Genomic DNA, 26,281 nt, shown 5'->3' on the forward strand with positions numbered 1-26,281 from the left:
ATGTGAACATACGATGAGTATTTTGATCAACAAAAATACGAAGGTCATCACCCAAGGAATGACGGGCAAGACCGGAATGTTCCACACAAAGGGCGGACTGGACTACGGTACTCAAATGGTAGGCGGGGTTACTCCCGGTAAAGGCGGCACCAAGGTGGATTTCGACCTGGAGAACGGCTCGACGGTTTCCCTTCCCGTCTTCAATACGGTAGCGGATGCCGTTAAAGAAACGGGCGCCAACGCGTCGGTTATCTACGTGGCCCCTCCGTTCGCGGCGGAAGCAATCATGGAAGCCGTAGACGCGGATCTTGATCTAGTCATCTGTATCACCGAAGGCATTCCGGTTCTGGATATGGTGAAGGTAAGCCGTTATATGGAAGGCAAGCGCACTGTCCTGATCGGGCCTAACTGCCCGGGCGTTATTACGCCAGGCGAATCCAAGATCGGCATCATGCCGGGCTATATCCACGCCCCAGGTCACGTTGGGGTCGTTTCCCGCAGCGGAACCCTTACTTACGAAGCCGTTCATCAGCTGACGACGCGCGGCATCGGCCAATCCTCTGCCGTTGGTATCGGCGGAGACCCGGTTAAAGGCTCCGAGTTCATCGACATCCTGAAGATGTTCAATGAAGACCCGGATACTTACGCTGTTATCATGATCGGGGAGATCGGCGGTACGGCGGAAGAAGAAGCAGCCGAGTGGATCGAAGCCAACATGACGAAGCCGGTTGTCGGCTTCATCGGCGGCAAGACGGCTCCGGCCGGCAAGCGCATGGGCCATGCGGGTGCCATTATCTCCGGAGGCAAAGGAACGGCTGCGGAGAAAGTAGCTACTCTGGAGCGCTGCGGAATCAAGGTAGCTCCGACTCCGTCCGAGATGGGCTCCACGCTGGTAAGCGTGCTGGAAGAAAAAGGCCTGCTCGACAAGTGCATCACCAAAAAATAAGCACCACCCAGAAGGTAAGCAACCTTCCAATTCCTCCGGGAACTGGAAGGTTTTTTTATTATATATAGAAGAAAGAGGGATGAGGATGGACAATCGAACGGCATTGCTCGCCTTGAATGAGATCAAGCAGGTAGGCTGGAAGACCATTCTGAAGCTGGTCAGCGGCTTGCCGGACCTAAGCATGCTTGCAAGCTTGGAAGCCGGCGACTTAACCCGTCTGGACATTCCGCTTCCCCTGGGAGAGAAGATTTTGTCGGCTTTACGCGACAGCGGAGGCGAAGCTTGGGAGGAGAAGTACCAGGAGAAGGGGATTCAAGTCGTCACGCTGTATGATCCGTCCTATCCCGCTCTGCTTAAGCAAACCTCTCAGCCCCCTTGGGTGCTGTACGGAATCGGGAACTTCCGGCTTTTGGAACGGCCATGCCTTGCGATGGTGGGTACCCGGGTCCCTACGCCTTACGGCCGCAAGGTTGCGGAGGATTTAGCCCGAGCTATGGCCCGGGCGGGCTTCTGCATCGTCAGCGGGATGGCCCGCGGAATCGATACCTCCGCCCACCGCGGGGCAGTAAGTGAGAAGGGGGGCACCATAGCCATGCTGGGCTGCGGAGTGGATGTCCTGTACCCGCCGGAGAATAGAGCGATCTATGCGGAGATCGGGGAAAAAGGACTTCTTTTGTCGGAATTCCCGCCAGGCACCTCCGCCAAGCCCGGTCTCTTTCCGCTTCGCAACCGGATTATAGCGGGGCTTAGTTGGGGAACGATAGTGGTAGAGGCCGCCCTTCGCAGCGGGTCGTTGATTACCGCCGATCAAGCATTGGAGGAATCGCGCGATGTTTTTGCGGTTCCCGGGCCTATCACCTCACCAAAAAGCCTGGGTGCTATGTCCCTGATCAAGCAGGGAGCGAAGCTGGTGACGGAGCCGGAGGACATCTGGCAGGAGTATGCGGGAAGGGTTTCCGGTCTCTCCTGGGAAGGCGATAAAGAGCCTCTTCAGGCGGCCGAACTCACCTCGGAGGAAGAAGCGATCTGGAATCTTCTGTCTCATGAGCCCCAAACGTTGGACAGCATTTTGGAGCAAAGCCAAACAAATTTTGGACATTTGCATACAATTCTGTTATCTTTAACTTTGAAAAAAAAGATCAAGCCGCTGCCGGGCGCAGCGTACGTCGTGATATAGAAATTTTGAGGGAGGTCGGTACCAATGGCCGATTCGTTAGTCATAGTAGAATCACCCGCCAAAGCGAAAACTATCGGCAAATATTTAGGCAGCAAGTATATCGTAAAGGCTTCCATGGGCCACATACGAGACCTTCCCAAAAGCCAGATCGGCGTAGAAGTGACCAACAACTTTGAACCTAAATATATAACGATCCGCGGCAAAGGTTCCGTCCTGAAGGAATTGAAGGATGCGAGCAAGAAAGTCAAAAAAATCTATCTGGCGGCTGACCCTGACCGTGAAGGGGAGGCCATAGCCTGGCATTTGGCCCATTACCTGGAGGTCCAGAACACGGACTCCTGCCGGGTGGTTTTTAACGAAATCACCAAGCAGGCCGTCAAGGACGCCTTCAAGAACCCTCGGCCGATCAATATAGATCTTGTGAACGCGCAGCAAGCGCGGCGGATTCTGGATCGACTGGTCGGGTACAAAATCAGCCCGCTCCTCTGGAAGAAGGTCAAAAAGGGCTTATCCGCCGGCCGCGTTCAATCGGTTGCCGTTAAGCTCATCAATGACCGGGAGAACGAAATCAAGGAATTCGTTCCGGAGGAATACTGGTCCATTACCGCCAAGCTGGCGGCGGCCAAAGCTACTTTTGAAGCGAAATATCATGGAACCGCGGGAGAAAAAAGGGAACTCGGAAACAAGGAAGAAGTCGATGTTATCCTGTCCGACCTTAAGAAGGCGGACTTTGTGGTCAGCACGGTCAAGGAGAAGGAACGGCACCGGAACCCTTCCGCGCCCTTCATCACAAGTACCTTGCAGCAGGAAGCGGCACGCAAGCTAAATTTCCGGGCGGCCAAAACCATGTCCGTGGCCCAACAGCTGTATGAGGGCATCGACCTCGGCAAGGAAGGGACCGTCGGTCTTATCACCTACATGCGTACCGACTCCACCCGGATCTCGCCGGTCGCTCAAGAGGAAGCCAAACAGTTTATTACGGAGAAGTTCGGAGCCGATTACGTTCCGGAAACGCCCCGCAACTACTCGAAGAAGGCGGCAAACGCCCAGGATGCGCACGAAGCGGTCCGGCCAAGCTCCGTTCTTCGGGAGCCGGATCAGCTGAAGGAGTACTTGTCCCGAGATCAGCTAAGGCTGTACAAGCTTGTCTGGGAGCGTTTCGTAGCGAGCCAGATGGCTTCGGCTGTCCTCGATACGGTTACGGTGGATCTTCATGCCAACGATCACGTGTTCCGGGCTGTCGGTTCGCAAGTGAAGTTCCCGGGTTTTATGAAGGTCTATATTGAGGGCAATGATGACGGCACGACCGAGGAAGACCGGCTTCTGCCGATCATGGCCCAGGGAGATAAAGTCAAGAAGGAAGACATTGAACCGAAGCAGCATTTCACGCAGCCTCCTCCCCGTTATACGGAGGCACGGCTCGTAAGAGCGCTTGAGGAGATGGGCATCGGACGCCCGAGTACGTATGCCCCTACGCTGGAAACGATCCAGAAGCGGGGTTATGTGGCACTCGAAGAGAAGAAGTTCGTGCCGACGGAACTCGGGGAGCTCGTCATCCAGCTGATGGAAGAGTTTTTCCCGGAAATTCTCGATGTCGAGTTTACCGCCCATATGGAAGAAGAGCTTGACCACGTGGAGGAAGGCAAAGAGAATTGGGTGAAGGTGCTGGATTCCTTCTACAGCTCCTTCGAGAAGCGGCTTGAGGTCGCGGAGGAAGAAATGAAGGAAATCGAGATCCAAGACGAGGTTTCCGACGAGATTTGCGAGAAGTGCGGCAATCCGCTTGTTTATAAAATGGGCCGCTTCGGCAAGTTCCTCGCCTGCTCCGGCTTTCCGGAGTGCCGGAATACGAAGCCGATTGTGAAGGACATAGGGGTTACCTGTCCGAAGTGCAAGGAAGGCAAAATTGTCGAGCGGCGGAGCAAGAAAGGCCGGATCTTCTTCGGCTGCGACCAGTACCCGGCTTGTGATTTCGTTTCGTGGGACCGTCCGGTCGACCGTCCTTGTCCCAACTGCGGGGCCATGCTGATCCAGAAGAACACGAAGAACGGTCCGGTCATCCAATGCGTGGAATGCGACTTCAAAGAAGAGCCGCAGGAAGAAGCGGCCGAATAAAGACGATGGAAACTAAGTTCCCGCAGGCGGGGGCTTAGTTTTCGAATTTGTAGAACAGAATTTGGAGGGAGTTCCAGTGTCAGCACCACAGAAAGTTACCGTTATCGGGGCGGGGTTGGCGGGAAGCGAAGCCGCCTGGCAAATCGCCCGTCAAGGCGTTCCGGTTACCCTGTATGAAATGCGTCCGGTCCGCAAAACACCGGCCCATATATCAGACAAGTTCGCTGAGCTCGTCTGCAGCAATTCGCTTAGGGCGAACGGGCTGTCCAATGCAGTAGGCGTCCTGAAGGAAGAAATGAGAATCATGGATTCCCTCATCCTGGCTAGCGCGGACAAGCATGCGGTTCCGGCAGGAGGAGCCCTGGCCGTGGACCGGGATTTGTTTTCGGGAGAAATTACTTCAACCTTAAGAAACCATCCCTTGATCGAAGTGAAGAACGAGGAGCTGACCGAGCTGCCGGAAGGCATTACGGTAGTTGCATCGGGGCCCCTTACCTCTCCTGCGCTTTCCGAGCACCTGAAGAGCCTAATGGGAGAGGAGTACCTGTATTTCTACGATGCGGCCGCTCCTATTGTGGAGAAGGATTCCATCGACATGAACAAGGTCTACCTGGCATCCCGTTATGACAAGGGAGAAGCCGCTTATCTGAATTGTCCCATGTCCGAGGAAGAATACAACGCCTTTCTCGATGCCCTGATCAGCGCCGAGGTAGCTCCGGTTAAGGAGTTTGAGAAGGAAATTTATTTTGAGGGCTGCATGCCGGTGGAAATCATGGCCTCCCGCGGCCGTCAGACGCTGTTGTTCGGTCCGTTGAAGCCGGTTGGGCTGGTGAACCCGCACACGGGAGAGCTTCCTTATGCGGTCGTTCAGCTTCGGCAGGATAACGCCGCCGGTACCTTATATAACTTGGTCGGCTTCCAGACGCACCTGAAATGGGGAGAGCAGAAGAGAGTCTTCTCCATGATCCCCGGGCTCGAGAATGCGGAGTTCGTCCGGTACGGCGTTATGCATCGGAATACGTTTATCAATTCTCCTAAGCTGCTGAATCAGACGTACCAGTTTAAAGGAAGGGATAACCTGTTCTTTGCCGGTCAGATGACGGGAGTGGAAGGGTACGTGGAGTCTGCGGCATCCGGGCTTATCGCGGGACTTAACGCAGGGCGTCTTGCTCTAGGTCTCGAGCCGGTCACCTTGCCGGAGGAAACGGCACTCGGTGGAATGGCCGCCTACATTACGCACGCGGAGTTTACCAATTTCCAGCCGATGAACGCGAATTTTGGCCTGTTCCCGCCGCTGTCCGAACGGATCCGCAACAAGAAGGCCAAAAACGAGAAGCTAGCCGAAAGAGCTCTGGACTCGATCCGGCATTTTGCTTCCTCCCTGCCGCATAGTATCAATAAGTAGGATGGCGATGGGGATCGTACTCCGGCATGGGTTTGACTTGTAAGGGAAATGCTTGCTGTGATACGATAAGCTTGCTTTGAACCGGCCAATCCCTTCCATTTCCACCGAATGGAGTGTGTTCCTATTGATCAATGAGCATTGGATCGACGGTTTTTTGCGCTATCTCGCTTCGGAGCGGAATGCCTCGGAGCACACCATAGAAAACTATGCCAAGGACCTGCATCAATTCACGGCCTTTCTGGAGGAGAGGCAGCTGGACGACTTCAAGCAGGTTTCTTATTTGAATGTCAGAACCTACCTGGCCTTGTTGAATGAGCAAGAGTACGCCAAGAAGAGTGTAAGCCGCAAGCTTTCCGCCCTCCGGTCTTTCTATCAGTACCTGGTAAGGGAGGGGGAGGTGGACGTCAGTCCTTTTACGTACATTCGAACGCCGAAGCAGGACAAAAGGCTGCCGAAATTCATGTATACGAATGAAATGATCTCGCTGCTGGAAGCTCCTGACCGTTCCACTCCGCTCGGCCAGAGGGATGGAGCGCTCATGGAGGCTCTCTATGCAAGCGGGATGCGTGTCAGCGAACTTGTAAGTCTGAATATTCAGTCTATAGACATGCCGGCCGGTATCGCGCTTGTCCGCGGGAAGGGCTCGAAGGAGCGCTATGTTCCTCTAGGGGATCCGGCAGTTGAAGCGATCCGGCTGTATGTACAAGAAGGCCGGGCTTCTCTGCTGCAAGGCAGAGAAGAACAAGCGCTGTTTCTTAATTATACGGGCACCCGATTAAGCGACCGGAGTGTTCGCCGGGTGCTTGACAAGTATCTGGATTCTCTTGCCGGCCATCAGAGGATCAGTCCTCATACGTTTCGTCATTCTTTCGCGACCCACATGCTGGAGGCCGGGGCGGATTTGAGGACGGTGCAGGAGCTGCTCGGGCACGTGAATCTCTCGACTACGCAAATCTACACGCATGTGACGAAGGATCATCTGCAATCGGTTTATAATCAAGCCCATCCCAGGGCTTAGCCTTAAGAGGGGAAAGGGGTATACGATGGGCGATTTCCACGCGACGACAATATTCGCCATCCGTCATAACGGCAAGGGAGCGATTGCCGGAGACGGTCAAGTGACGTTTGGCAACAGCATGGTTATGAAAAGCTCGGCCAAAAAAGTGCGGAGGCTGTACCGCGGCAAGGTAGTCGCCGGTTTTGCCGGCTCGGTTGCTGATGCTATTACGCTTTTCGAGAAATTCGAGGGCAAGCTCGAAGAACACCACGGGAATTTGCAGCGGGCCGCCGTGGAGCTGGCCAAGGAATGGAGGTCAGACCGGGTTCTTCGCAAACTGGAGGCCATGATGATCGTCATGGATTCCTCGGGTTTGCTGCTCATCTCCGGTAACGGGGAGATTATCGAGCCGGATGACGGCATTCTCGCCATAGGCTCCGGAGGCAGCTTTGCGCTGGCCGCCGGCCGGGCGATGCACCGGTATGCCCCGCACCTGGAGGCTAAGGAAATCGCAAGAGCGGCGCTGGAGACGGCTGCCGACATTTGTGTATATACCAATCACAATATTATCGTGGAAGAAATCGAGTAACCCGGCTCCTATCCGTAGAGCCGTTCGCTGTAAAGGCTATAGATCGATAAGGAGGGACCGCCATGAATCATGCTGCATTAACTCCAAGACAAATCGTAGCGGAGTTGGACAAATACATTATCGGGCAAGGAAAAGCGAAGAAGTCGGTAGCGGTGGCTTTGCGCAACCGGTATCGAAGGAACCAGCTTGATGAAGCCCTACGGGATGAGATCGTTCCCAAAAATATTTTGATGATCGGTCCGACCGGGGTAGGGAAAACGGAAATCGCCCGCCGTTTGGCCAAATTGGTGCAAGCTCCGTTCGTTAAGGTCGAAGCGACCAAATTCACCGAGGTCGGGTATGTGGGCCGGGATGTCGAATCGATGGTGCGCGACCTGGTCGAGACGTCGATCCGGATGGTAAAGGCTGAGAAGACCGAGAAGCTGAAGGACAAGGCGGAGAAAGCCGCAAACGAACGGATCGCTGCCATTCTGGCGCCATCGGCGGTCCCTCCCAAGTCGCAGCGCAACCCGTTCGAGATGATCTTCGGCGGCCAGAATCAGGGAGCGCAGGAAGAGCCGGCTCCCGATCCGGGCATTCAGGCCAAGCGTAAGGACCTTCTGGAGAGACTGGCCAAGGGGGAGCTGGAGAACGAAACGGTGGAAATCGAGGTCGAAGACAACGCCCCTAACATGCTCGATATGCTATCGGGTCAGGGGAACGACCAGATGGGCATGAACATGCAGGAAATTCTCGGCAGCATGATGCCGAAGAAGAAGAAGCGCCGCAAGCTGACTATCAAGGAAGCGCGGGAAGTCTTGACCCATGAAGAGGCCCAGAAGCTGATGGACATGGATGAAGTCATCCAGGAATCGCTGAAGCGCGCCGAACAGTCGGGGATCATTTTCATCGATGAAATCGACAAAGTGGCTAGTGCAGGAAGAGCCAATGGCCCTGATGTCTCACGGGAGGGAGTACAAAGGGACATTCTTCCTATTGTGGAAGGGTCCACCATTACGACCAAGTATGGTCCCGTTCATACCGACTATATCCTTTTTATCGCCGCAGGGGCTTTTCACACGAGCAAGCCTTCGGATTTGATCCCGGAGCTGCAAGGACGGTTTCCTATTCGTGTCGAGCTGAACAATTTGACCCAAGCGGATTTTGAGATGATCCTGAAGGAACCCAAGAACGCCCTGACGAAGCAGTATACCGCCCTGCTGGAAACGGAAGGGATTACGGTAGAGTTCTCGGAGGAAGCCATACAGGAGGTGGCCCGCATAGCGGCCGAGGTTAACCAGAATACGGACAACATCGGCGCGCGGCGGCTGCATACGGTGCTGGAGAAGCTGCTGGAGGATCTCTCCTTCGAAGCTCCGGATATCACGCTGGACCGTTTTGTTATCACACCGGAATACGTGAGGGAGAAGCTGGTGGAGATCGCCAAGAACCGGGATTTGAGCCAGTACATTTTATAGGGAATGCGTAGGGGGCAGTAAGCAAACATGAGCTTATTAACGAAAACGAGACAGCTGAACCGGCTGCTTCAGAAGGCTGCCGGGCGGTCCGTCAATTTTATGGAGATGTCTCAGGTTCTGCGGGATATTATTGACGCCAACATCTATGTGGTCAGCCGCAGAGGAAAGATACTTGGATGCTCCATGACCGGAGACTATTCGGCCGAGCTTGATCAAATGATCGTTCAGGACCGCAGAATCCCGGAGGATTACAACGGCCATCTGCTCAAAATCGAAGAAACGGATTCCAATTCGGCGGACCCGGTTCACCGGTTGTTTGAGGATGCGGTGGTCACCGTCGTTCCCATAACGGGAGCGGGAGACCGGGTGGGCACCTTGGTCCTAACAAGGGACGAAAAGCCGTTCGAGGATGACGATCTGATTCTGGCCGAGTACGGCTCCACGATTGTGGGGATGGAGATTTTACGCGAGAAGGCCGAGGAGAGCGGATTGGAAATCCGCAGCAAGGCGATCGTCCAGGTCGCGGTCAGTTCTCTTTCCTACAGCGAGCTGGAGGCCGTGGAGCATATTTTCGAGGAGCTGAAGGGACAGGAAGGGCTCTTGGTCGCAAGCAAAATCGCCGACCGGGTAGGCATTACCCGTTCCGTTATCGTAAATGCCCTGCGCAAGCTGGAAAGTGCCGGTGTGATCGAAACCCGATCCCTCGGTATGAAGGGGACCTATATCAAAATCTTGAACGACCAGCTTATCCAAGGGCTGGATAAGACCAAGGTATAAGACATAACTGCATAGGAAGTAGGAAGGAAGAACCTGAGGACGACTATCAATTTTTGATACTCGGCTCGGGTTCTTCCTTTTTTTAGGATATTTCTTCTCATTTTCTGAAAGATAGCACTAATTTCTCATTGTACTAATTGGGCAAACCATCCAATATAGAGAACGTAGTTCTAAAATATGACAACGACGAAATTTTTGTCGAATGAAGAAGGATTATCCATTTTGACGTGGAATATGATTTAAGTACCTACTACCAAAAACAGGGAGGTTAGATGATGATAATGCTTAATAAACCTGGATTTAGCCTGCTGGAGCGCTCCCTGGATGCGGCAAGCCTTCGGCAGAATGTCATTGCGAACAATATCGCAAATGTCGACACTCCATACTTCAAAAGGTCGGATGTCAGCTTCGAAGAGATGCTTCAGAACGAAACCAACGGACTAGTCGGCATACAGGGCCAAAGAACCAATTCGAGACATTTCGCCATAGGCCAATCCGACGAAGGAACAAAGCCCCAGATTAAACTGGATGAGCAATCCGTGATTAACAACAATAACAACAACGTGGATATCGACACGGAAATGTCCCTCCTGGCCAAAAACCAGCTTCGCTACAATGTGATGATCCAGCAGATGAATACGGAGTTCAAGCATTTCAGAACGGCGCTTAACGGAGGGAAATAAGAGCGATGCGACTGAATACCGGCTTTGACATTAGCTCATCGGCCTTAACGGCCCAGCGGCTCAGAATGGATGTCATCTCATCGAATATCGCCAATGCCGAAACGACCCGGGGACGTATGGTCGACGGCAAATGGGTGCCTTATCAGCGCAAGCTGGTCACCATGGAACCTAAGGCGGCCGCCCCTTTCTCCCAATACCTTCAAAACGCAATGGGACAGGCGGGGGGAGAAGGCGTGAAGGTTACCCGCATTTTCGAGGATACGGCTCCAAACAAGCTTGTCTACAATCCCACCCATCCCGACGCGGATGAGAATGGATATGTGCAAATGCCGAATGTGGACGTGTTGAAAGAGATGGTCGACATGATGTCCGCCACCCGGTCCTACGAAGCGAACGTAACGGCACTGAACGCTTCCAAATCGATGATGATGAAGGCTTTGGAGATTGGTAAATAGATTACCAGACTAGAGAGGTAGAGTGGATATGATCGAACAAGTGGGGTTGAAAGCCGCTAACCTGGCAGCCCTCGCACCTAAACCGGTAGCCCAGGGCTCTGCAGCGGAGTTGACGAAGCAGTTTGGTTCTTATCTGAACGAGGCGTTAACGAAGCTTTCGGTTCAGGAGCAGCAGGCGGACCAGCTGAACGAGAAGTTTATCAAAGGGGAAGTAACCGACGTTCATCAAGTCATGATCGCAGCCGAGAAAGTGTCACTGGGGTTGGAGTTTACCGTCCAAGCACGCAATAAAGTGATCGAAGCCTACCAGGAAATGATGAGAATGCAAATGTAATGGAACGTAATCATTTATTGCTTGTTTAGATGGGGTGACATAGTGAACGAGTCGATTCTTCAGTACTGGAATCGGGCCAAACAATTCTGGGCCAGTTATACCAAAACACAGAAGATGACCTTGCTGGCAACCGTCCTTCTGTTAGCCGTATCCATACCATGGCTCATTTATTATTTTTCCAAAACCGAATATGCGCTGGCGTTTACCGATCTTCAGCCCAATGATGCGGCTGGCATTACCAAGTACTTAGATAGTTCGAAGATCCCTTACATTTTGAGTCCGGACGGGAAAGAAATTTCCGTTCCCCGCAGCCAGGTGGCGGACGTGAAGATCAATGTCGTCTCCCAGGGGCTGAACAAGAACGGGTCCATCGGGTACGAGTCTTTGAAAGACAGCCCGTTCGGAAGCACCGACAACGAGTGGGGAGTCAAGAAGCTTTCGATGGTCCAGGGCGAGCTTCAGCAGATGCTGAATTCGTTCGAACCGGTGGCCGGCTCGAAGGTTATGATTACGATGCCCGAGAAATCGGTGTTCGTGACACCGGGCAAGGAAGCCGAGCAATCCTCCGCAGCCGTCGTTCTGCAAATCAAGCCGGGCTACGAGCTCGACCAGCAGAAAATCGATACGATGTACAGCCTGGTCTCCAAGAGCATCAAGAACCTGCCGGTCGATAACATCACCATCTCGGAGCAGAACGGGGAGCTCCTCCCTTACTCCAAGTCGAACGGTGCGGCCACGGCCTCCACCTTGGCGGCGAGCCAGTTCCAGATCAAGAAGCAGTTGGAGCAGGATATCCAGAAGAACGTTTCCCGCATTCTGGGCGGGATTCTGGGCCCCGGCAAGGTTATTCCTATGGTGACCGCTAGCATCAACTTTGACAAGAAGCACAGTACCCGTCAAACGTACTCTCCGGTCATCGATCAGAAGGGGATTGAGCGCAGCGTTCAAGAGATTCAGAAATCGTACAGCAGCGATGGCGGCACGACGGGAGGAACGCCGGGAACAGGTCAAACCGACGTGCCTAACTACCCCGGAGCCAGCAGCTCAGGGAAGTCCACGTCGGAAGAAGTGCAGAATATTATCAATTACGAAGTCAATCAGCTCAATGAGGAAATTGATTCCAATCCATTCGTTATTAATGATTTAACCATTTCCGTCGGGGTCGAACCACCGGAAAAAACAAATTCCGCGAGTCTCACTCCCGACACAACGGATGCCATAAAGCAGCTATTAGCCAACGTCATCAGCTCGACGCTTGCCAATAATGGCAAAACCTACACCGATGAAGACCTGCTCAAGAAAGTAACGGTATTCAACCATGCTTTTGCCGGACCGGCGAATACGGATGTTCCTAATCCGACCAACTGGTATCTGCTTGGAGGCATTGGATTGGCTGCCCTTGCTCTAGCCGGAGCAGGAGGATTCTTCCTCTCCCGCAGAAGGAGATCGGCCGAAGAGGAGAACGATCTGCCCGCTTCGTCGGCAATCGAATATCCGACAGTGGATTTGGAAAGTGTGACCAACGACAATCAAGTGCGTAAACAGCTCGAGACCCTTGCGAAGAAGAAGCCTGAGGAATTCGTCAACCTGCTGCGCACCTGGCTTGTGGATGAATAGGAGGTTGTACGGGGTTGGTTAAAGGCATTCAGCAAGGCTTATCCGGCCGCCAGAAGGCCGCTATTCTGCTTATCAGTTTAGGTCCTGAGGTTTCGGCCCAAATCTTCAAGCATTTACGGGATGAAGAAATCGAGCAGCTCACGTTGGAAATCGCCAACGTCCGGAAGGTGGATTCCTCCGAGAAAGATGCGATCCTGACCGAGTTTCACCAAATCTGTATGGCGCAGGAATACATTTCCCAGGGCGGGATCCATTACGCCAAAGAAATTCTGGAGAAAGCGCTCGGTGCCCAAAAGGCGATGGACATTATCAACCGGCTGACCGCGACCCTGCAGGTTCGTCCGTTTGATTTTGCCCGCAAAGCCGATCCGGCTCAAATCCTTAACTTCATCCAGAACGAGAATTCGCAGACCATCGCTCTCGTGCTTTCCTATCTGCAGGCGGATCAAGCCTCTATGATCTTGTCCTCCCTGCCTCAGGAGAAGCAGGCGGAGGTCGCGAAGCGAATCGCCCTGATGGACAGCACGTCTCCTGAAATTATCAGCCAGGTCGAGAGGGTTCTGGAGCAGAAGCTTTCCGCGACCGTTACCCAGGATTACACTTCGGCAGGCGGAATCGAAGCGATCGTTCAGATTCTTAACGGGGTCGACCGGGGGACCGAACGGACCATTCTCGATTCCTTGGAGATCCAGGATCCCGAGCTCGCTGAAGAGATTAAGAAGAGAATGTTTGTCTTTGAGGATATCGTCAACATCGACAATCGGTCCATTCAACGGATCATCCGGGATATCGAGAATGCCGATCTCCAGCTGGCCCTCAAGGTGGCGAGCGAAGAGGTCCGGGAAGTCATTTTCCGGAATATGTCGAAGCGCATGTCCGAAACCTTCAAAGAAGAAATGGAGTATATGGGACCGGTTCGGCTGCGTGATGTGGAAGAAGCCCAAACCCGCATCGTTTCCACCATTCGCCGCCTAGAAGAGTCCGGAGAGATCATCATTGCACGCGGTGGAGGAGACGATATCATTGTCTAACTTGATCAAGCCGAATTATTATGTTTCGCTCGAGGATTCCAAGATCATCGACCATTTGCAGCTGCTCGCCCGCAAGCTTCAAGCTACTTCCCGAACGGTACTTTCGGAAGAGGAAACGGCAGCGCGTCAGGATGAGCTCGATCGGGTGTATGGAACCCGGGATCAAATTCTGAAGGATGCCGAAGAGATGGCGGAAGCGACCATGCGGCAAGCGGCGGCGGAAGCGCAGCGACTGCGGGAGGAAACCGAGGCTGACATTCGCAGCTGGTGGGAGGAGAGAAGGCAATCCGACGAGCAGGAGCAGGAAGAAGCGAAGAGCCGGGGCTTTGAGGCCGGCTACCAGGCCGGATTGGAGCAGGCACGGCAGAGCGTGCGTGAGGAATATGCCGATAGCATCCAGGAAGCCCAGACGGTGCTGGCTCAAGCCTATGAACGCAAAAGGCAAATCATTCGCGAAGCGGAGCCGTTCCTTATCGAGTTAAGTACGTCGATCGCCGAAAAAATCATCCAGAAGCAGCTATCCTTATCGCCGGATTGGATTCTGGACCTGACCCGCAGCCAGCTTGCCCGAAAAAGAGACAAAGGCATCGTCACCCTGTGTGTCGCTCCCAAGCATTTTACCTTCTTCAAGGAGGCAAGGGAGGAATTCGAGATGGTCATGGATTCCCAGGCGGAGCTTCAGATTGTGCCGGATGCCACGGTTTCGGATGAAGGCTGCGTGATCCGGACCGATTTTGGCAGCATGGACGCCCGAATCGATACCCAGCTGCAGCAAATCAAAGAAACCCTGCGGCAGATCGCACTCCGCAGCGAGGCAGGCACGGATCATGACGAACTTTCCTGATTTTTCCAAGTATGCCGAGGAGTTAAGAAGGCTGGATCCGGTGGTGGTCAATGGGAAAGTCACACAGGTGATCGGGCTCACGGTAGAATCCGAAGGACCTGATGCGAGCGTAGGCGATGTGTGCCACATCTACCCTTACAAATCGGACAAGCCCATCAAGGCTGAAGTGGTCGGATTTCGCAACAACAAGGTCATCCTGATGCCCCTTGGAGAGCTGCATTCCATCGGACCGGGGTGTGAGGTGGTCAGTACGGGGAAGCCCCTCACCGTTCAAGTGGGGCATGAGCTTCTCGGACAAGTGCTCGACGGTCTCGGCCAGCCGCTTGACGGCAGCGTCCTTCCGGCTCAGATGACTCATTATTCGACGCATAATGCGCCCGGCAATCCCCTGAAGAGGCCGAGGGTTCTCGAACCCATAAGCGTCGGGGTGCGCTGCATCGACGGTCTCCTAACCATCGGCAAAGGACAGCGCGTAGGAATCTTCGCGGGGTCCGGCGTCGGCAAGAGCACCCTGCTCGGGATGATTGCCCGCAACACATCCGCCGATGTCAATGTCATCGCCTTGATCGGAGAGAGGGGGCGGGAGGTGCTGGATTTTATCGAGCGGGATTTGGGGCCGGAAGGCTTGGCCCGTTCCGTCGTCATCGTGGCTACCTCCGATCAGCCCGCCCTTATCCGGATCAAAGGAGCGCTTATTGCAACAAGCATTGCGGAGTATTTCCGGGACAAAGGCTTGAACGTCATGCTTATGATGGATTCCGTCACCCGCTATGCCATGGCCCAGCGTGAAGTCGGTCTTGCGGTCGGAGAACCTCCCGCTACAAGGGGATACACGCCGTCCGTTTTCGCCACGCTCCCCAAGCTGCTGGAGCGTTCCGGGACCGGACCCAAAGGGTCCATCACCGCTTTTTATACCGTACTCGTGGATGGAGACGACATGAACGAGCCCATAGCCGATGCGGTGCGGGGAATCCTGGACGGGCATATCGTGCTTGACCGGAGCCTGGCCAACAAGGGGCATTATCCGGCTATCGAGGTTCTGTCAAGCGTCAGCCGGGTGATGAAGGAAATTGTTCCCCGGGAGCAGCAGGATGCCGCCAATTTTCTAAAACGAATGCTTTCTATTTATAAAGATTCGGAAGACCTCATTAATATTGGGGCGTACCAGAGAGGCTCCAATGCAGAAATTGATGCTTCCCTGCAATACATTCAATCCATTTGGGCTTTTACCCGCCAGAGAACCGATGAGAAGGTCAATTATTTGGAAGCTCAAGAGCGGCTCTTGGCCGAATTTAACGGAGGTTGATCCTGAGTGTCGCGGTTTCGCTATTCCTTTCAGAAGATAGTGGATTTGAAAACCAATGAGAAAACCCAAGCGGAATGGATTCTCTCCTCTGCGGTAAATGACCTGCGGGTCGAAGAAGATCAGCTTTCCGATCTTAAGCATCACAAATCGGAAGTACAGGAAACGCTCGTTTCGGCTGCGGCCAACCGGACCACGGTATCCGAGCTGATGCTTTATCAGAAATATCTCGATCACATCGACCATCAGATCCTTAACAAGAATGCCGCTGTCCGGGCGGCGCAAATCAATGTCGAAGATAAGCAGAGCAACCTTACCGCCAAAATGAGAGAAGAGAAGGTTTGGTCCAAAGCAAGGGAGAAGGCCAAGCTTCATTTTACGGCTGCTCTTCTCAAAAAGGACCAGGAAGCGTTGGACGAAATGTCCGTGTCGCGTCACAAGCAGCCGTCATAGCCGATAAACATCCGGAAAGGGGGAGTAGACATTGGAAACGGAAATGGACAAGCCGGAGTTAAGCGCATTTGAACGATTCTTATACTGGTTTCTCGTTCCGATCGTCTTTGTTCTTGTGCTGATCGTCGTCCTCCTGACACTGTTTGATTATGACGTCAAGGACAGCCTGCTGAAAGCCGCCAACCGCGTTCCGGTTGTGAGCAAGCTTGTTCCTGATCCGGCGGCGGGCGCGTTATCCGGGAGTGGGGAGAAGCCGGCGGAACAGGCCAAAGCCCAGGACAAGACGGTAGCGGACTTAACCGCGAAGCTGGGTGAGAAAGACAACGAGCTCAAGAAGTCCGACGAGCTGTTCCTGCAGAAGGACCAGACGATTAAAGACCTCCAAGCCAAAGTCGCCCAGCTCGAGGAGCAGCTGAAGAGTAAAGCCAAAACCGATGAAGAGTATCATGCTCAAATTCAGCAGACCGCCTCCATGTACACCAAGATGAATCCTTCCAAGGCCGCACCTATCATGGAAAACTTAACGTTGAAGGAGCAGGTGCTCCTGTTCAGCGAAATGAAGCCGGACGACCGGGTCAAAATATTGGAGAAGATGGATCCGAAAAAAGCGGCGGAAGCCTCTATCTATCTGAAAGACCTGACACCGGTCAAGGACCGGGAGATAGCAGCCCTTCAGGAAAGAATTCAACTGAATGACAATTCAGCGAAGGCAGGTCAGAAGCTGACGACTACGGATTTGGGTCAAACCTTCTCCAACATGACGCCGAAAAGTGCCGCAGCCGTTCTCGTGGAAATGTATGCCGTCAACCCCACCAAGGTACTGGATATTTTAACCGCAACGGACACCCAGGCACGCTCCAAGATCATGTCGGCCCTTGCCGATGCGAATAAGGACACGGCGGCTAAAATCACCAGCAAGCTGGGCTCGTAACATCAGAATTGAACTTGGAGAGGAGGTGAATAAGCATGGATATTAGCATGACAAATACCGCTCTCCCGACTGCCCAGACAAAGTTACCTTCCTCCGCCGGACAGACCACCGCCGAGCCGGGGAGTCCTGTCTCTTTCTTTTCAGCTTTAAACGAGAAACTGGGGGGCGGAGACAAGAAGGCAGCCGACCCTTTTGGGGAGGAACTGGCTTGGGATGCACTACTTCAAGGGCTCCCGGCCGCATGGATGAGTCTTATGCTTCCCGCACCTGTAGATCAAGCTTCTAATCCCGATCCGGAAAATATGGCATCCCTCCTCGGACAGCTAGGGAATGGGGCAAGTGCACAGGCTGCGGCCGAATGGACAAGTTGGCTGGCTCAGGCCAAAGACCTGCTAGCCGGCATGGGACTGCTCCCATCCTCCTCGGGTTCCACCGGGGAAGGACAAGCCGCACAGGGGATTTCCCAAGAGGGAGAGACTGTAGCAGATGGGACGCCTTCAGCAGAAGAAGGAGACATTCTCAGCACTTTTCTAAAGGCCTTTAAGAAGGAGCCGGGGAGCGAACTGCTTCAGCAGCTGGCCTCGACTCTGCAGCCCTTGGTGGCTTCCACCATGAGCCGGGTGTTGAACCCGGTTGGCGGGACGGCAGCAAGCAGTCAAACAGAGCAGGGGATTAGGTTGGCGCTGGACAAGGCGATTTCGACTGCTGCAGACGCTCAAGAAAGCAGAAGGGCAGAGGGCAAGCCCCGGTCCGCAGGAGAGAAGGCGGCAGCTGTTCTTTTCGCCCAGCCGCTTAATGAAGACCAGAAGGAATCCGGACCCGCTCTTCCGCCACAGACTAAACCGTTGACCAAACTGGAGGTTCTGGCTCTTAAGAGCGGAGTAAGGGAAAGAATGGTTCAGCAGCTTAAGCCGGAGGGGGCACCGATTCCGGATGGTATGGTACCGGCGGATCATGACCTGCCGGAGTTCGCACCGGTCACGGTGCAGGATTTTCTGAAGACTGTTCCTCAAGAGACCTTCAAGAACCAGCCGGTGAGCGCTCAAAGCTTTGCAAGAGAAATGACCCAGCTGGTCATGAAAAGCTTTAACGTGAATCCTCTCAACGGGATGTCGGAAGCCAGCTTGACTTTGACCCCGGAAAATCTGGGCAAGGTGGAAGTGAAGATCAGCGTCCATAACGGCCAGGTTATCGCCCATTTTGCGGCACAATCCGTTCTGGGCAAAGAGATGATCGAAAGCCAGCTTTCGCAGCTTCGCCTGAATCTCCAAAACCAAGGCATTCAGGTGGAAAGATTGGAAGTGGCTCAAGCTTCCTCGCTTGCCTCGGGAATGTTCCAGGACCAGCGCCAGCAGCAGTCCTCCCAGCAGTTTACCCGGAAAAACCGGGAGCGGACGATAGAAGCCGAGCTCACGGAGGAAGATTATGCAAAGGAAATTTCGCAGCTGATGAATATCCGGCAGCAGGCTTTCGGAGCTACCGTCGATACAACCGCCTAATTCTTCTATACCAGAAGGATACTCACGGACAGGAGGTGTCAACATGTCCAATGTGACGGGAACCAACAACGTTTGGCCTTATTATTCCAAAACCAATATTGACAACGGTGCGGCCAAGGCCAAAAGCAATAACCTGGGGAAAGATGACTTTCTCAAAATCTTGATTACCCAGCTCAAAAATCAGGATCCCAGCAAGCCTCTGGAGGACAAGGAATTTATCGCCCAGATGGCCCAATTCACGTCGGTGGAACAGCTCACCAACATGGCCAATGAAATGAAAATGCTGCGTCAATCCTTCAGCTTGTCTCCTGAACTAATAGGAAAATCGGTTAACTGGGAAACGATGGACACCGATGGGAAAAAGGTCACAAAATCAGGGATTGTCGAAGCGCTCTCCATTAAAGAGGGCCTCCAGTATGCGCATATACAAGGAGAAGAGATTCCTATTGACCGCCTAACCAAAATTTGGAATGCTGAAGGGGTGGCTCCATGACAGGACGCATCTCCATAGGTCAACTGTATCCCCACCCGCCAAAGCCGGGAATTCAGCCGAAGCAAACGGCGTCTTCCTCCGGTCGCAGCGATAACCCGACATCCTTCGACAAGCTCCTCAGCAGTCAAATGAAGCTGAGTCATCATGCGGAGGTCAGGCTGCAGCAGAGAGGAATTCAGCTTCAGCCCGAACAATTGACCAAAATTCAAAGTGCCATCGACAAGGCGGCAGCCAAAGGCGCCAAAGACTCCCTTGTCCTGATGAATGACATGGCGCTGATCGTGAACGTTCCGAACCGAACCATCGTGACGGCTCTGGACGGAGCGACGATGAAAGACAATGTTTTTACCCAAATTGACAGTGCCATTGTGGTGAGCTAAAGAACCCGGCTGGCCCTACCCGGAAGCCGGCGGCTGCGGACCGATTGAAGCAGCCGATTCCATTACTTTATTTATTAGGAGGAACTTCCCATATGTTGAGATCTCTTTACTCCGGTGTTTCCGGTATGCGGGGCTTTCAGACCAAGCTTGACGTTATTGGTAACAACATTGCCAATGTAAACACGGTCGGCTTTAAAGCAGGCCGGGTGAATTTCAAGGATATCCTCAGCCAGACGACCGCCGGGGTTACGGCTCCGAACGGAACGACCCAAGGCGGCGTGAACGCCAAGCAGATCGGCCTCGGTTCGGCGATCGGGTCCATCGATACGATCCATACTCCCGGATCGGCCATGACGACGAATGTGGCGACCGACCTAAGAATTGACGGAGACGGTTTTTTTGCGGTAAAGGCCGATATGGCAAACGGCGGAGACCCGTTTCTGACGCGGGACGGTAACTTCAAAGTCGATGCCAATGGCAACCTGGTCACCCAGGATGGGTTGTTCGTTCTGGATGTGGGCGGAGCGGAAATCAACCTGGCGGGTGTTACTTCCTTCTCCATAGCCTCGAACGGAGATATCATCACCTCGGTTGGTGGAGCCGCACCTACGGTGCAAACGTCTATCGGGATTGCCAAAGTGACCAATCCGTCGGGTCTTGAGAAAGTGGGAGGTAACCTGTACCGTACGACCCCGAACGCCGATGCGGCTACGGCGGGCGGCGGGCAGTTGACCCTCTACAATGCAAACAGTTCGGCGGACGGCACCGGGGCGATTGTAACCGGCCAGCTGGAGATGTCCAACGTGGACCTTACCTCCGAATTTACGGAAATGATCATCGCCCAGCGTGGGTTCCAGGCAAACTCCCGGATCATCACCACCTCGGATGAAGTGCTGCAAGAGGTTGTAGGGCTTAAGCGTTAATCTAAACTCCGTTAGCGGGCGGGGGACAACCTGGCCCCCGCTGCTAATGTCTGGAGGGCAAGCATGATACCCGTTACCCGGTTGAACGGTAAGCAAATTTACATTAACGCCATTTTGATTGAGAGTCTTGAAGAAACACCGGACACCGTCATTACCTTAACCAACGGTAAGAAGATTATGGTGCTGGAAAAGAACCAGGAAGTGGTCAGCCTGGTGGAAACCTACATGCGCTCGATCGGCTCCATTCAAGGGACTATCAAGAGTGTGGATTCGGAGGGGACTTAATTGCTTAAGAGCAGATTGTTTCAAATCGTGATCGCCATGCTGATCGTCATTACCCTGATCCTGGTTACCTTCGTCGTCCTATGGAACTATTTGGACAAGAACAATAGCACGGTTCCCGGCGTTAAGGCGGCAGCGGAAGAGAAGCAGCTGACGGCTGCCGAAGTCAAGGAGCTTACGGTCCCGGTAAAAGAAATTTTGACGAATCTTTCGGAGAAGAACAAAGTGGTGAAAGCCAGCTTTGCCTTCGAGCTTAATAACAAGAAAGGCAAGACGGAGTTCGAGAATCTGGTCGATTCCAGAGTGAGAGGCGTGCTTAATCAGACGCTGGCCGACATGACCGCTGAACAGATCGCCGGAAGCAAAGGCCAGGACAACCTGACCGCTCTTCTCATGAACAAAATCAACTCCTTCCTGCACGATGGGAAGATCACCCAAATCTACATTACGGAAATGATTGTGCAGTAGCGTAATTCGGCTATGACGCTTCGAAGGAGGTGACTTTATTGGTTGACGTACTCTCGCAAAATGAAATTGATGCCCTTCTCGCCGCCCTTTCCTCCGGAGAGATGGATGCGGAAGAGCTCAAAAAAGAGGACACGGAGAAGAAAGTCAGGGTTTACGATTTTAAGCGGGCTACGAGATTCTCTAAAGATCATCTGCGGAGCTTAACTAGGATACATGAAAATTTTGCGAGATTTCTCACCACCTATTTTTCGACACAGCTTCGGACGTTCGTTCAGATCAGCGTGGTTCAGGTCGAACAGCTTCCATACGATGAGTTCATCCGCTCCATCCCGAAGATGACCATCCTGAATATTTTTGAGGCGGAACCGCTTGAAGGCCGGATGGTGCTGGAGGTCAATCCGAATGTTGCCTTTGCCATGCTGGATCGTCTGCTTGGCGGAATGGGAGTGTCGCCCTCCAAAATCCATGCGCTGACGGAAATCGAAACCATGATAATGGAAAGAATCTTCAGCAGGGCGTTGAATTCCTTGCAGGAGGCGTGGAAGACGGTCATGGATCTGACGCCAAGAATGGAGGCGTTGGAAACCAACCCTCAATTCATGCAAATTGCTTCGGCTAACGATACGATTGCTCTGATTTCCCTCAGTACCAAGATTGGTGACACAAGCGGAATGATCAACCTCTGTATCCCTCATGTGGTGATCGAGCCCATCATGCAGCGCCTGTCCGTTCATCATATGTTCGTCACCCACAAGAAGAGCAAGACGCCGGAAGAAAGCGAAGCTCTGCACGCCCGGGTAAACATGGCCAAGCTGCCGATCATAGCGGAGCTGGGGGAATCGCATCTGTCCGTCCGGGAATTTCTCGGTCTTGCTCCGGGGGATGTCATTTCGCTGAACAAGCCGGTTGAAGAGGGGCTGCACATCAAAGTGGGTGACAAAATCAAGTACATGGGAAGCCCGGGGACGCTAAAAGGCAAGGTAGCCATACAGATTACGGATATTGTTACGGAAGAGGTGGAAGAGCATGACGAATAACAAAGACTATTTGTCGCAGGAGGAGATTGACGCCCTGCTGAGGCAGACGTCGGATGACGGAGGGGCAGCTTCCGAGCCGGGTTCCCCCCATGTAGACCATTATTTAACCTCGCTCGAACAGGATGCCCTTGGCGAGATTGGGAACATTACCTTCGGAAGTGCAGCAACGGCATTGTCCACTCTACTCGGTAAAAAAGTGGAGATTACCACTCCTCAAGTGTCGGTTATTTCCAAAGTCGAATTAAAGTTCGAGTTTCCGAAGCCGCATGTGGCCGTGCACGTTAACTATGTAGACGGCTTCCACGGCATCAATCTTCTCGTCATCAAAACGAATGACGCCAAAGTTATAGCCGACCTGATGATGGGAGGAGACGGGACGAATACCCAGGAAGCCGAGCTGTCGGAGATCCACATCAGCGCCGTTCAGGAAGCCATGAATCAGATGATGGGCTCCTCGGCCACCTCCATGTCGACTATTTTTAACCGGCTGGTGAATATCTCTCCTCCCGGGATTGACATTCTGGATTTGGCTGGCGACGGAGGTCAGGACAACCTTCCGGAGGAAGATGTCTTTATTAAAGTTTCTTTCCGTCTCACGATTGGGGATTTGATTGACAGCAACATCATGCAGCTTCTTCCCGTTTCCTTTGCCAAAAACATGGTCAATATCCTGATGGGAGGCGGAGATGCAGACGAGTCCGCCATTCCCGGAGGATTCGAAGAGCCTCGTATGGAAGTACCTGCTCCAGCACCTCAGCAGCAGCCTCCGGCCGCCGCCAAAGCCGATGCTCCCGAGCAGCCCGCCGCCCAGCAGCCGGTATATCAGCAGCCTGTGCAGCAGCCTATGTATCAACCGCCCATGCAGCAACAGCCTCCGGGATATCCTCCGCAGCCGGCTGCGTATTATCCTCCGGATCCGGCTTACGGGTACGGAGTACAGGCCCAGCAGGGTTATCCGACGCCGCCTCCGCCGGCTTCTTACGGAGAAGCTGCGAACCGGAACGTGAACGTGCAGCCGGCCCAGTTCAGCAGCTTTACCCCCGGTTTCGCCGGCCGTGCCGACGAAACGAATCTCAATCTGCTGCTCGACATTCCGCTTAAGGTCACAGTAGAGCTGGGAAGAACCCACAAGGTTATTAAAGACATATTGGATCTTTCGCAAGGCTCTATTATCGAGCTGGACAAGCTGGCGGGAGAGCCGGTCGATATTCTGGTGAACAACAAATTGATCGCCAAAGGAGAGGTTGTCGTCATCGATGAGAACTTTGGCGTTCGGGTAACCGACATTATCAACCAGTGGGATCGGATTCAAAAACTACAATAGACATATTTCAGGAGGAATGGTTTACCATGGCTAACCGGATTCTAGTTGTTGATGATGCAGCATTCATGAGGATGATGATCCGCGATATTCTGACGAAAAACGGATATGACGTAGTAGGAGAGGCGAATGACGGGGCGCAGGCCATCGAGAAGTTCAAGGAAGTCAAGCCGGACCTGATCACGATGGACATTACGATGCCGGAGATGGACGGGATTGCCGCCCTGAAGGAAATCAAGAAGCTGGATCCGAACGCGAAGGTCATCATGTGCTCGGCCATGGGCCAGCAGGCGATGGTTATCGACGCCATTCAAGCGGGCGCGAAAGATTTTATCGTCAAGCCCTTCCAGGCTGACCGGGTTATCGAAGCGATTAAGAAAACTTTGGGATAAGGTGTTGCCGTTATCGAAACCAGCAATCTCACCATGATCGTTAAGGTCGTTTTCTATCTCCTCCTTATTATCGGTTTGTTCTATGTCATAGTTAAGCTTCTCGCGCAAAAAAATAAAAGCATGCTGGCGGGACGTTCGGTAAAACCGCTGGGAGGGGTTCCGCTCGGACAAAACAAATCGGTCCAGATCGTGGAGATCGGTCGCAAGCTGTATGTTCTCGGAGTAGGGGATAGCATTAACCTGATTTCGATCATTGAGGACGAGGAAGAAGCGGAGTATATCCGGGATCATATGATGGGCGGCCGGTCGGCAGACCGGAGCCCGGCTTCCTTGATGAAATGGATCCAGGGGATGACGACAGCATCCCGCTCCCGGGAAGAGGAGCTGCCGACCTTCCAGCAGGTATTCCGGCAAAAGATGCAGTCTCTGCCGAATCGAAAAAAGAGGGTAGAGGAATTGATCCAGGAAGAAAGTCTAGAAGAACGGTGGAAAAAGCATGAAGAGTAGGAAATGGATGCTGCTCGTCCCCGCCCTCCTGCTTCTTTCGTTAGGATTCCTGTCCACCGCTTCGGCGGCAGGCGAAACCGGCACGGTGAATCCCATTCCGGATATTAATATCGGAATCGGGAACGGCGGGGCAGGAGGCTCCAGCACCATCTCCATCATCCTTCTGATTACGGTGCTAAGCCTGGCCCCCTCGATTCTGGTGCTTATGACGAGCTTTACCCGAATCGTGATCGTGCTGGGGTTTGTACGGACATCGCTTGGAACCCAGCAGATGCCTCCCAATCAGGTGCTGATCGGTTTGGCCTTGTTTCTGACATTGTTTATCATGTCGCCGACCTTGGGGGAAGTCAATCAAGTAGCGCTCCAGCCGTACCTTAAGGGAGAGATCAATCAGACCCAGGCATTGGAGAAGGCGGCGGGTCCGATGAAGCAGTTCATGATCAAGCAGACGCGTGAGCAGGACCTCAAGCTGTTCCTGGATTATGCCAAAGCAGCCCCGGCTGGGGTGGAAGACACGCCGCTTACGGCACTCATCCCGGCTTACGCCATAAGTGAGTTGAAGACGGCTTTTCAGATGGGCTTTATGATCTTCATTCCTTTTCTGGTGATCGACATGATCATCTCCAGCACGCTGATGGCGATGGGAATGATGATGCTTCCACCGGTCATGATTTCCCTGCCGTTCAAAATCCTGCTCTTTATTCTGGTCGATGGCTGGTACCTGATTGTTAAATCGCTCCTGCTCAGCTTTAATACTTGATCGACCTTACGAAGGAGTAGAGTCATGGCTTCCGATTTTGTTATCCGTCTGGCGGGCGAGGCGGTTTATACCGTATTAAAAACCAGTGCGCCGATGCTGATCGCCGCCTTGGTGGTCGGTCTCGTGATCAGCATTTTCCAGGCGACCACCCAAATCCAGGAGCAGACGTTAGCTTTTGTTCCCAAAATTATCGCCGTACTGCTTGTGCTGCTGCTGTTCGGGCCATGGATTCTCACCACCTTGGCGGATTTCACTTCCAATCTGCTTGGGAACCTCTACAAATATATAGGTTAGGGGTTGAGTGAACATCGAGCCGATCCTGCAGGCTTTTCCATCCTTTCTGCTTGTTTTCTGTCGAATTGCGGCGTTTTTTGTCGCGGCACCGGTGTTTTCCGCCCGCAACGTCCCAACTCCCTTCAAGCTGGGGATTTCCTTTTTCGTCTCCCTAATCGTGTTGACTCTGGTTAGCGGAGCGCCAGTCCCGATGGACGGGAACTATGTCCTTTCCATCCTTAAAGAAACGCTAATCGGTCTGCTGCTCGGCTTCGTTGCTTATGTTTTTTTTGCGGCCGTGCAGATTGCGGGATCTTTTGTAGATATCCAAATCGGCTTCAGCATCGCCAACATCATCGACCCGATGACCGGGGCGGGAAGTCCCATTTTGGGAAACTTGAAATATATGCTGGCGACGGTACTGTTCTTGGCCTTCAACGGGCATCATTATCTGTTTTCCGCCATCATCGACAGCTACCAATGGGTGCCGCTGGATAACCAAGCCTTTGAGCGGCTTTATCAGGGAGGCGTCACGGAGTTCCTGGTCCGTTCTCTCTCCACCGCTTTCGAGCTCGCTTTTCAGATGGCCGCCCCGCTGGTGGTCGCCTTGTTCCTGGTCGATGTGGGGCTCGGGATCCTCGCCCGGACGGCGCCGCAGTTCAATATTTTCGTCCTTAGCATGCCGCTTAAAATTTTGGTTGGGCTGATGATTCTGATCCTGCTCATTCCCGGCTTCAGTCCCCTTTTCTCGGATCTTTTCCAGGATATGATCGACGAAGTCCGCAGCATGATTCAGCTGCTGGGGGGAGCCCCTCCCGCACAGCCGTAAGAG

30 protein-coding genes are annotated in these 26,281 nt (G+C 53.4%); all 30 read left to right on the top strand.

All coding sequences use genetic code 11. The annotated features are described in order from the left end of the window. The first annotated feature begins 13 nt into the window (after positions 1 to 13). Positions 14 to 946 (top strand): succinate--CoA ligase subunit alpha, encoded by a 933-nt coding sequence (sucD, locus tag MJA45_RS12085; RefSeq protein ID WP_315607502.1) that lies wholly within the window; start codon positions 14 to 16, stop codon positions 944 to 946. A gap of 85 nt (positions 947 to 1,031) precedes the next feature. Beyond that, positions 1,032 to 2,123 carry a DNA-processing protein DprA gene (dprA, locus tag MJA45_RS12090; protein WP_315607503.1) on the top strand — a complete coding sequence of 364 codons (1,092 nt, stop codon included), beginning with the start codon at positions 1,032 to 1,034 and terminating at the stop codon, positions 2,121 to 2,123. Positions 2,124 to 2,147: 24 nt separating this feature from the next. Continuing rightward, positions 2,148 to 4,238 (top strand): type I DNA topoisomerase, encoded by a 2,091-nt coding sequence (gene topA, locus MJA45_RS12095; protein ID WP_315607504.1) that lies wholly within the window; start codon positions 2,148 to 2,150, stop codon positions 4,236 to 4,238. A gap of 76 nt (positions 4,239 to 4,314) precedes the next feature. Then, positions 4,315 to 5,643 carry an FADH(2)-oxidizing methylenetetrahydrofolate--tRNA-(uracil(54)-C(5))-methyltransferase TrmFO gene (gene trmFO, locus MJA45_RS12100; RefSeq protein WP_315607505.1) on the top strand — a complete coding sequence of 443 codons (1,329 nt, stop codon included), beginning with the start codon at positions 4,315 to 4,317 and terminating at the stop codon, positions 5,641 to 5,643. 115 nt (positions 5,644 to 5,758) lie between these two features. Beyond that, a complete protein-coding gene (gene xerC / locus MJA45_RS12105) occupies positions 5,759 to 6,661 on the top strand; it encodes a tyrosine recombinase XerC (RefSeq protein ID WP_407083154.1) in 903 nt (300 codons plus the stop codon). A gap of 25 nt (positions 6,662 to 6,686) precedes the next feature. Continuing rightward, entirely contained in the window at positions 6,687 to 7,229 is a 543-nt protein-coding gene (gene hslV, locus MJA45_RS12110) for an ATP-dependent protease subunit HslV (RefSeq protein ID WP_315607506.1), read from the top strand. A gap of 62 nt (positions 7,230 to 7,291) precedes the next feature. Next, positions 7,292 to 8,686: an ATP-dependent protease ATPase subunit HslU gene (gene hslU / locus MJA45_RS12115; protein WP_315607507.1), complete on the top strand. Its 1,395-nt coding sequence runs from the start codon at positions 7,292 to 7,294 to the stop codon at positions 8,684 to 8,686. Positions 8,687 to 8,713: 27 nt separating this feature from the next. Next, positions 8,714 to 9,463, top strand: coding sequence for a GTP-sensing pleiotropic transcriptional regulator CodY (gene codY / locus MJA45_RS12120; protein ID WP_315607508.1), 750 nt, complete (start codon positions 8,714 to 8,716; stop codon positions 9,461 to 9,463). Between the two features lie 275 nt (positions 9,464 to 9,738). Then, a complete protein-coding gene (flgB, locus tag MJA45_RS12125) occupies positions 9,739 to 10,146 on the top strand; it encodes a flagellar basal body rod protein FlgB (RefSeq protein ID WP_315607509.1) in 408 nt (135 codons plus the stop codon). 5 nt (positions 10,147 to 10,151) lie between these two features. Continuing rightward, the gene (flgC, locus tag MJA45_RS12130) at positions 10,152 to 10,601 is read left to right on the top strand and encodes a flagellar basal body rod protein FlgC (RefSeq protein ID WP_315607510.1); all 450 of its coding nucleotides are present in this window, start codon (positions 10,152 to 10,154) and stop codon (positions 10,599 to 10,601) included. Between the two features lie 28 nt (positions 10,602 to 10,629). Beyond that, entirely contained in the window at positions 10,630 to 10,935 is a 306-nt protein-coding gene (fliE, locus tag MJA45_RS12135) for a flagellar hook-basal body complex protein FliE (RefSeq protein WP_315607511.1), read from the top strand. Between the two features lie 42 nt (positions 10,936 to 10,977). Beyond that, entirely contained in the window at positions 10,978 to 12,552 is a 1,575-nt protein-coding gene (gene fliF / locus MJA45_RS12140; RefSeq protein ID WP_315607512.1) for a flagellar basal-body MS-ring/collar protein FliF, read from the top strand. A gap of 14 nt (positions 12,553 to 12,566) precedes the next feature. Continuing rightward, positions 12,567 to 13,583, top strand: a complete 1,017-nt coding sequence (fliG, locus tag MJA45_RS12145) for a flagellar motor switch protein FliG (RefSeq protein ID WP_315607513.1) — start codon at positions 12,567 to 12,569, stop codon at positions 13,581 to 13,583. After that, on the top strand, positions 13,576 to 14,427 hold the full coding sequence (locus tag MJA45_RS12150) for a FliH/SctL family protein (protein WP_315607514.1): 852 nt from the start codon (positions 13,576 to 13,578) through the stop codon (positions 14,425 to 14,427). The genes fliG and MJA45_RS12150 overlap by 8 nt, the downstream gene beginning before the upstream one ends. After that, on the top strand, positions 14,411 to 15,733 hold the full coding sequence (fliI, locus tag MJA45_RS12155; protein ID WP_315607515.1) for a flagellar protein export ATPase FliI: 1,323 nt from the start codon (positions 14,411 to 14,413) through the stop codon (positions 15,731 to 15,733). The genes MJA45_RS12150 and fliI overlap by 17 nt, the downstream gene beginning before the upstream one ends. Before the next feature lie 6 nt (positions 15,734 to 15,739). Then, positions 15,740 to 16,183, top strand: a complete 444-nt coding sequence (fliJ, locus tag MJA45_RS12160; protein WP_315607516.1) for a flagellar export protein FliJ — start codon at positions 15,740 to 15,742, stop codon at positions 16,181 to 16,183. 31 nt (positions 16,184 to 16,214) lie between these two features. Then, positions 16,215 to 17,114, top strand: coding sequence for a MotE family protein (locus tag MJA45_RS12165; RefSeq protein WP_315607517.1), 900 nt, complete (start codon positions 16,215 to 16,217; stop codon positions 17,112 to 17,114). A gap of 245 nt (positions 17,115 to 17,359) precedes the next feature. Further along, complete coding sequence (locus MJA45_RS12170) at positions 17,360 to 18,613, top strand: flagellar hook-length control protein FliK (protein WP_315607518.1); 1,254 nt, start codon at positions 17,360 to 17,362, stop codon at positions 18,611 to 18,613. Positions 18,614 to 18,656: 43 nt separating this feature from the next. Next, complete coding sequence (gene flgD, locus MJA45_RS12175) at positions 18,657 to 19,106, top strand: flagellar hook assembly protein FlgD (protein ID WP_315607519.1); 450 nt, start codon at positions 18,657 to 18,659, stop codon at positions 19,104 to 19,106. Further along, on the top strand, positions 19,103 to 19,486 hold the full coding sequence (locus MJA45_RS12180; protein ID WP_315607520.1) for a TIGR02530 family flagellar biosynthesis protein: 384 nt from the start codon (positions 19,103 to 19,105) through the stop codon (positions 19,484 to 19,486). Before flgD ends, MJA45_RS12180 begins: the two co-directional genes overlap by 4 nt. Positions 19,487 to 19,578: 92 nt before the next feature. Then, positions 19,579 to 20,409 (top strand): flagellar hook-basal body complex protein, encoded by an 831-nt coding sequence (locus MJA45_RS12185; RefSeq protein WP_315607521.1) that lies wholly within the window; start codon positions 19,579 to 19,581, stop codon positions 20,407 to 20,409. A gap of 63 nt (positions 20,410 to 20,472) precedes the next feature. After that, positions 20,473 to 20,694, top strand: a complete 222-nt coding sequence (locus MJA45_RS12190) for a flagellar FlbD family protein (RefSeq protein ID WP_315607522.1) — start codon at positions 20,473 to 20,475, stop codon at positions 20,692 to 20,694. After that, positions 20,695 to 21,159 carry a flagellar basal body-associated FliL family protein gene (locus MJA45_RS12195; protein ID WP_315607523.1) on the top strand — a complete coding sequence of 155 codons (465 nt, stop codon included), beginning with the start codon at positions 20,695 to 20,697 and terminating at the stop codon, positions 21,157 to 21,159. It abuts the gene before it with no gap. Positions 21,160 to 21,197: 38 nt separating this feature from the next. Next, positions 21,198 to 22,196, top strand: a complete 999-nt coding sequence (gene fliM, locus MJA45_RS12200) for a flagellar motor switch protein FliM (RefSeq protein ID WP_315607524.1) — start codon at positions 21,198 to 21,200, stop codon at positions 22,194 to 22,196. After that, positions 22,186 to 23,520, top strand: coding sequence for a flagellar motor switch phosphatase FliY (fliY, locus tag MJA45_RS12205; protein WP_315607525.1), 1,335 nt, complete (start codon positions 22,186 to 22,188; stop codon positions 23,518 to 23,520). The genes fliM and fliY overlap by 11 nt, the downstream gene beginning before the upstream one ends. 26 nt (positions 23,521 to 23,546) lie before the next feature. Continuing rightward, positions 23,547 to 23,909 (top strand): response regulator, encoded by a 363-nt coding sequence (locus MJA45_RS12210; protein ID WP_315607526.1) that lies wholly within the window; start codon positions 23,547 to 23,549, stop codon positions 23,907 to 23,909. A 33-nt stretch (positions 23,910 to 23,942) separates the two neighbouring features. Then, positions 23,943 to 24,416, top strand: a complete 474-nt coding sequence (locus tag MJA45_RS12215) for a flagellar biosynthetic protein FliO (protein ID WP_315607527.1) — start codon at positions 23,943 to 23,945, stop codon at positions 24,414 to 24,416. Next, entirely contained in the window at positions 24,406 to 25,176 is a 771-nt protein-coding gene (gene fliP / locus MJA45_RS12220; RefSeq protein WP_315607528.1) for a flagellar type III secretion system pore protein FliP, read from the top strand. The genes MJA45_RS12215 and fliP overlap by 11 nt, the downstream gene beginning before the upstream one ends. Before the next feature lie 24 nt (positions 25,177 to 25,200). Continuing rightward, on the top strand, positions 25,201 to 25,470 hold the full coding sequence (gene fliQ / locus MJA45_RS12225; protein WP_315607529.1) for a flagellar biosynthesis protein FliQ: 270 nt from the start codon (positions 25,201 to 25,203) through the stop codon (positions 25,468 to 25,470). A 13-nt stretch (positions 25,471 to 25,483) separates the two neighbouring features. Further along, positions 25,484 to 26,278, top strand: a complete 795-nt coding sequence (gene fliR / locus MJA45_RS12230) for a flagellar biosynthetic protein FliR (RefSeq protein ID WP_315608005.1) — start codon at positions 25,484 to 25,486, stop codon at positions 26,276 to 26,278. The last annotated feature ends 3 nt before the right edge of the window (positions 26,279 to 26,281 follow it).

It is taken from the genome of Paenibacillus aurantius (assembly GCF_032268605.1).
Classification (GTDB): Bacteria; Bacillota; Bacilli; order Paenibacillales; family NBRC-103111; genus Paenibacillus_AO; species Paenibacillus_AO aurantius.

Bases quoted from the DNA above. Each gene is read 5' to 3' on its own strand.
- flgD (WP_315607519.1), top strand. From the start codon at position 18,657: ATGTCCAATGTGACGGGAACCAACAACGTTTGGCCTTATTATTCCAAA.
- fliY (WP_315607525.1), top strand. From the start codon at position 22,186: ATGACGAATAACAAAGACTATTTGTCGCAGGAGGAGATTGACGCCCTG.
- MJA45_RS12170 (WP_315607518.1), top strand. From the start codon at position 17,360: ATGAGTCTTATGCTTCCCGCACCTGTAGATCAAGCTTCTAATCCCGAT.
- MJA45_RS12190 (WP_315607522.1), top strand. From the start codon at position 20,473: ATGATACCCGTTACCCGGTTGAACGGTAAGCAAATTTACATTAACGCC.
- flgC (WP_315607510.1), top strand. From the start codon at position 10,152: ATGCGACTGAATACCGGCTTTGACATTAGCTCATCGGCCTTAACGGCC.
- codY (WP_315607508.1), top strand. From the start codon at position 8,714: ATGAGCTTATTAACGAAAACGAGACAGCTGAACCGGCTGCTTCAGAAG.
- hslU (WP_315607507.1), top strand. From the start codon at position 7,292: ATGAATCATGCTGCATTAACTCCAAGACAAATCGTAGCGGAGTTGGAC.
- topA (WP_315607504.1), top strand. From the start codon at position 2,148: ATGGCCGATTCGTTAGTCATAGTAGAATCACCCGCCAAAGCGAAAACT.
- fliP (WP_315607528.1), top strand. From the start codon at position 24,406: ATGAAGAGTAGGAAATGGATGCTGCTCGTCCCCGCCCTCCTGCTTCTT.
- MJA45_RS12210 (WP_315607526.1), top strand. From the start codon at position 23,547: ATGGCTAACCGGATTCTAGTTGTTGATGATGCAGCATTCATGAGGATG.
- flgB (WP_315607509.1), top strand. From the start codon at position 9,739: ATGATAATGCTTAATAAACCTGGATTTAGCCTGCTGGAGCGCTCCCTG.
- dprA (WP_315607503.1), top strand. From the start codon at position 1,032: ATGGACAATCGAACGGCATTGCTCGCCTTGAATGAGATCAAGCAGGTA.
- MJA45_RS12215 (WP_315607527.1), top strand. From the start codon at position 23,943: ATGATCGTTAAGGTCGTTTTCTATCTCCTCCTTATTATCGGTTTGTTC.
- fliE (WP_315607511.1), top strand. From the start codon at position 10,630: ATGATCGAACAAGTGGGGTTGAAAGCCGCTAACCTGGCAGCCCTCGCA.
- sucD (WP_315607502.1), top strand. From the start codon at position 14: ATGAGTATTTTGATCAACAAAAATACGAAGGTCATCACCCAAGGAATG.
- MJA45_RS12185 (WP_315607521.1), top strand. From the start codon at position 19,579: ATGTTGAGATCTCTTTACTCCGGTGTTTCCGGTATGCGGGGCTTTCAG.
- hslV (WP_315607506.1), top strand. From the start codon at position 6,687: ATGGGCGATTTCCACGCGACGACAATATTCGCCATCCGTCATAACGGC.
- fliQ (WP_315607529.1), top strand. From the start codon at position 25,201: ATGGCTTCCGATTTTGTTATCCGTCTGGCGGGCGAGGCGGTTTATACC.
- MJA45_RS12180 (WP_315607520.1), top strand. From the start codon at position 19,103: ATGACAGGACGCATCTCCATAGGTCAACTGTATCCCCACCCGCCAAAG.
- fliI (WP_315607515.1), top strand. From the start codon at position 14,411: ATGACGAACTTTCCTGATTTTTCCAAGTATGCCGAGGAGTTAAGAAGG.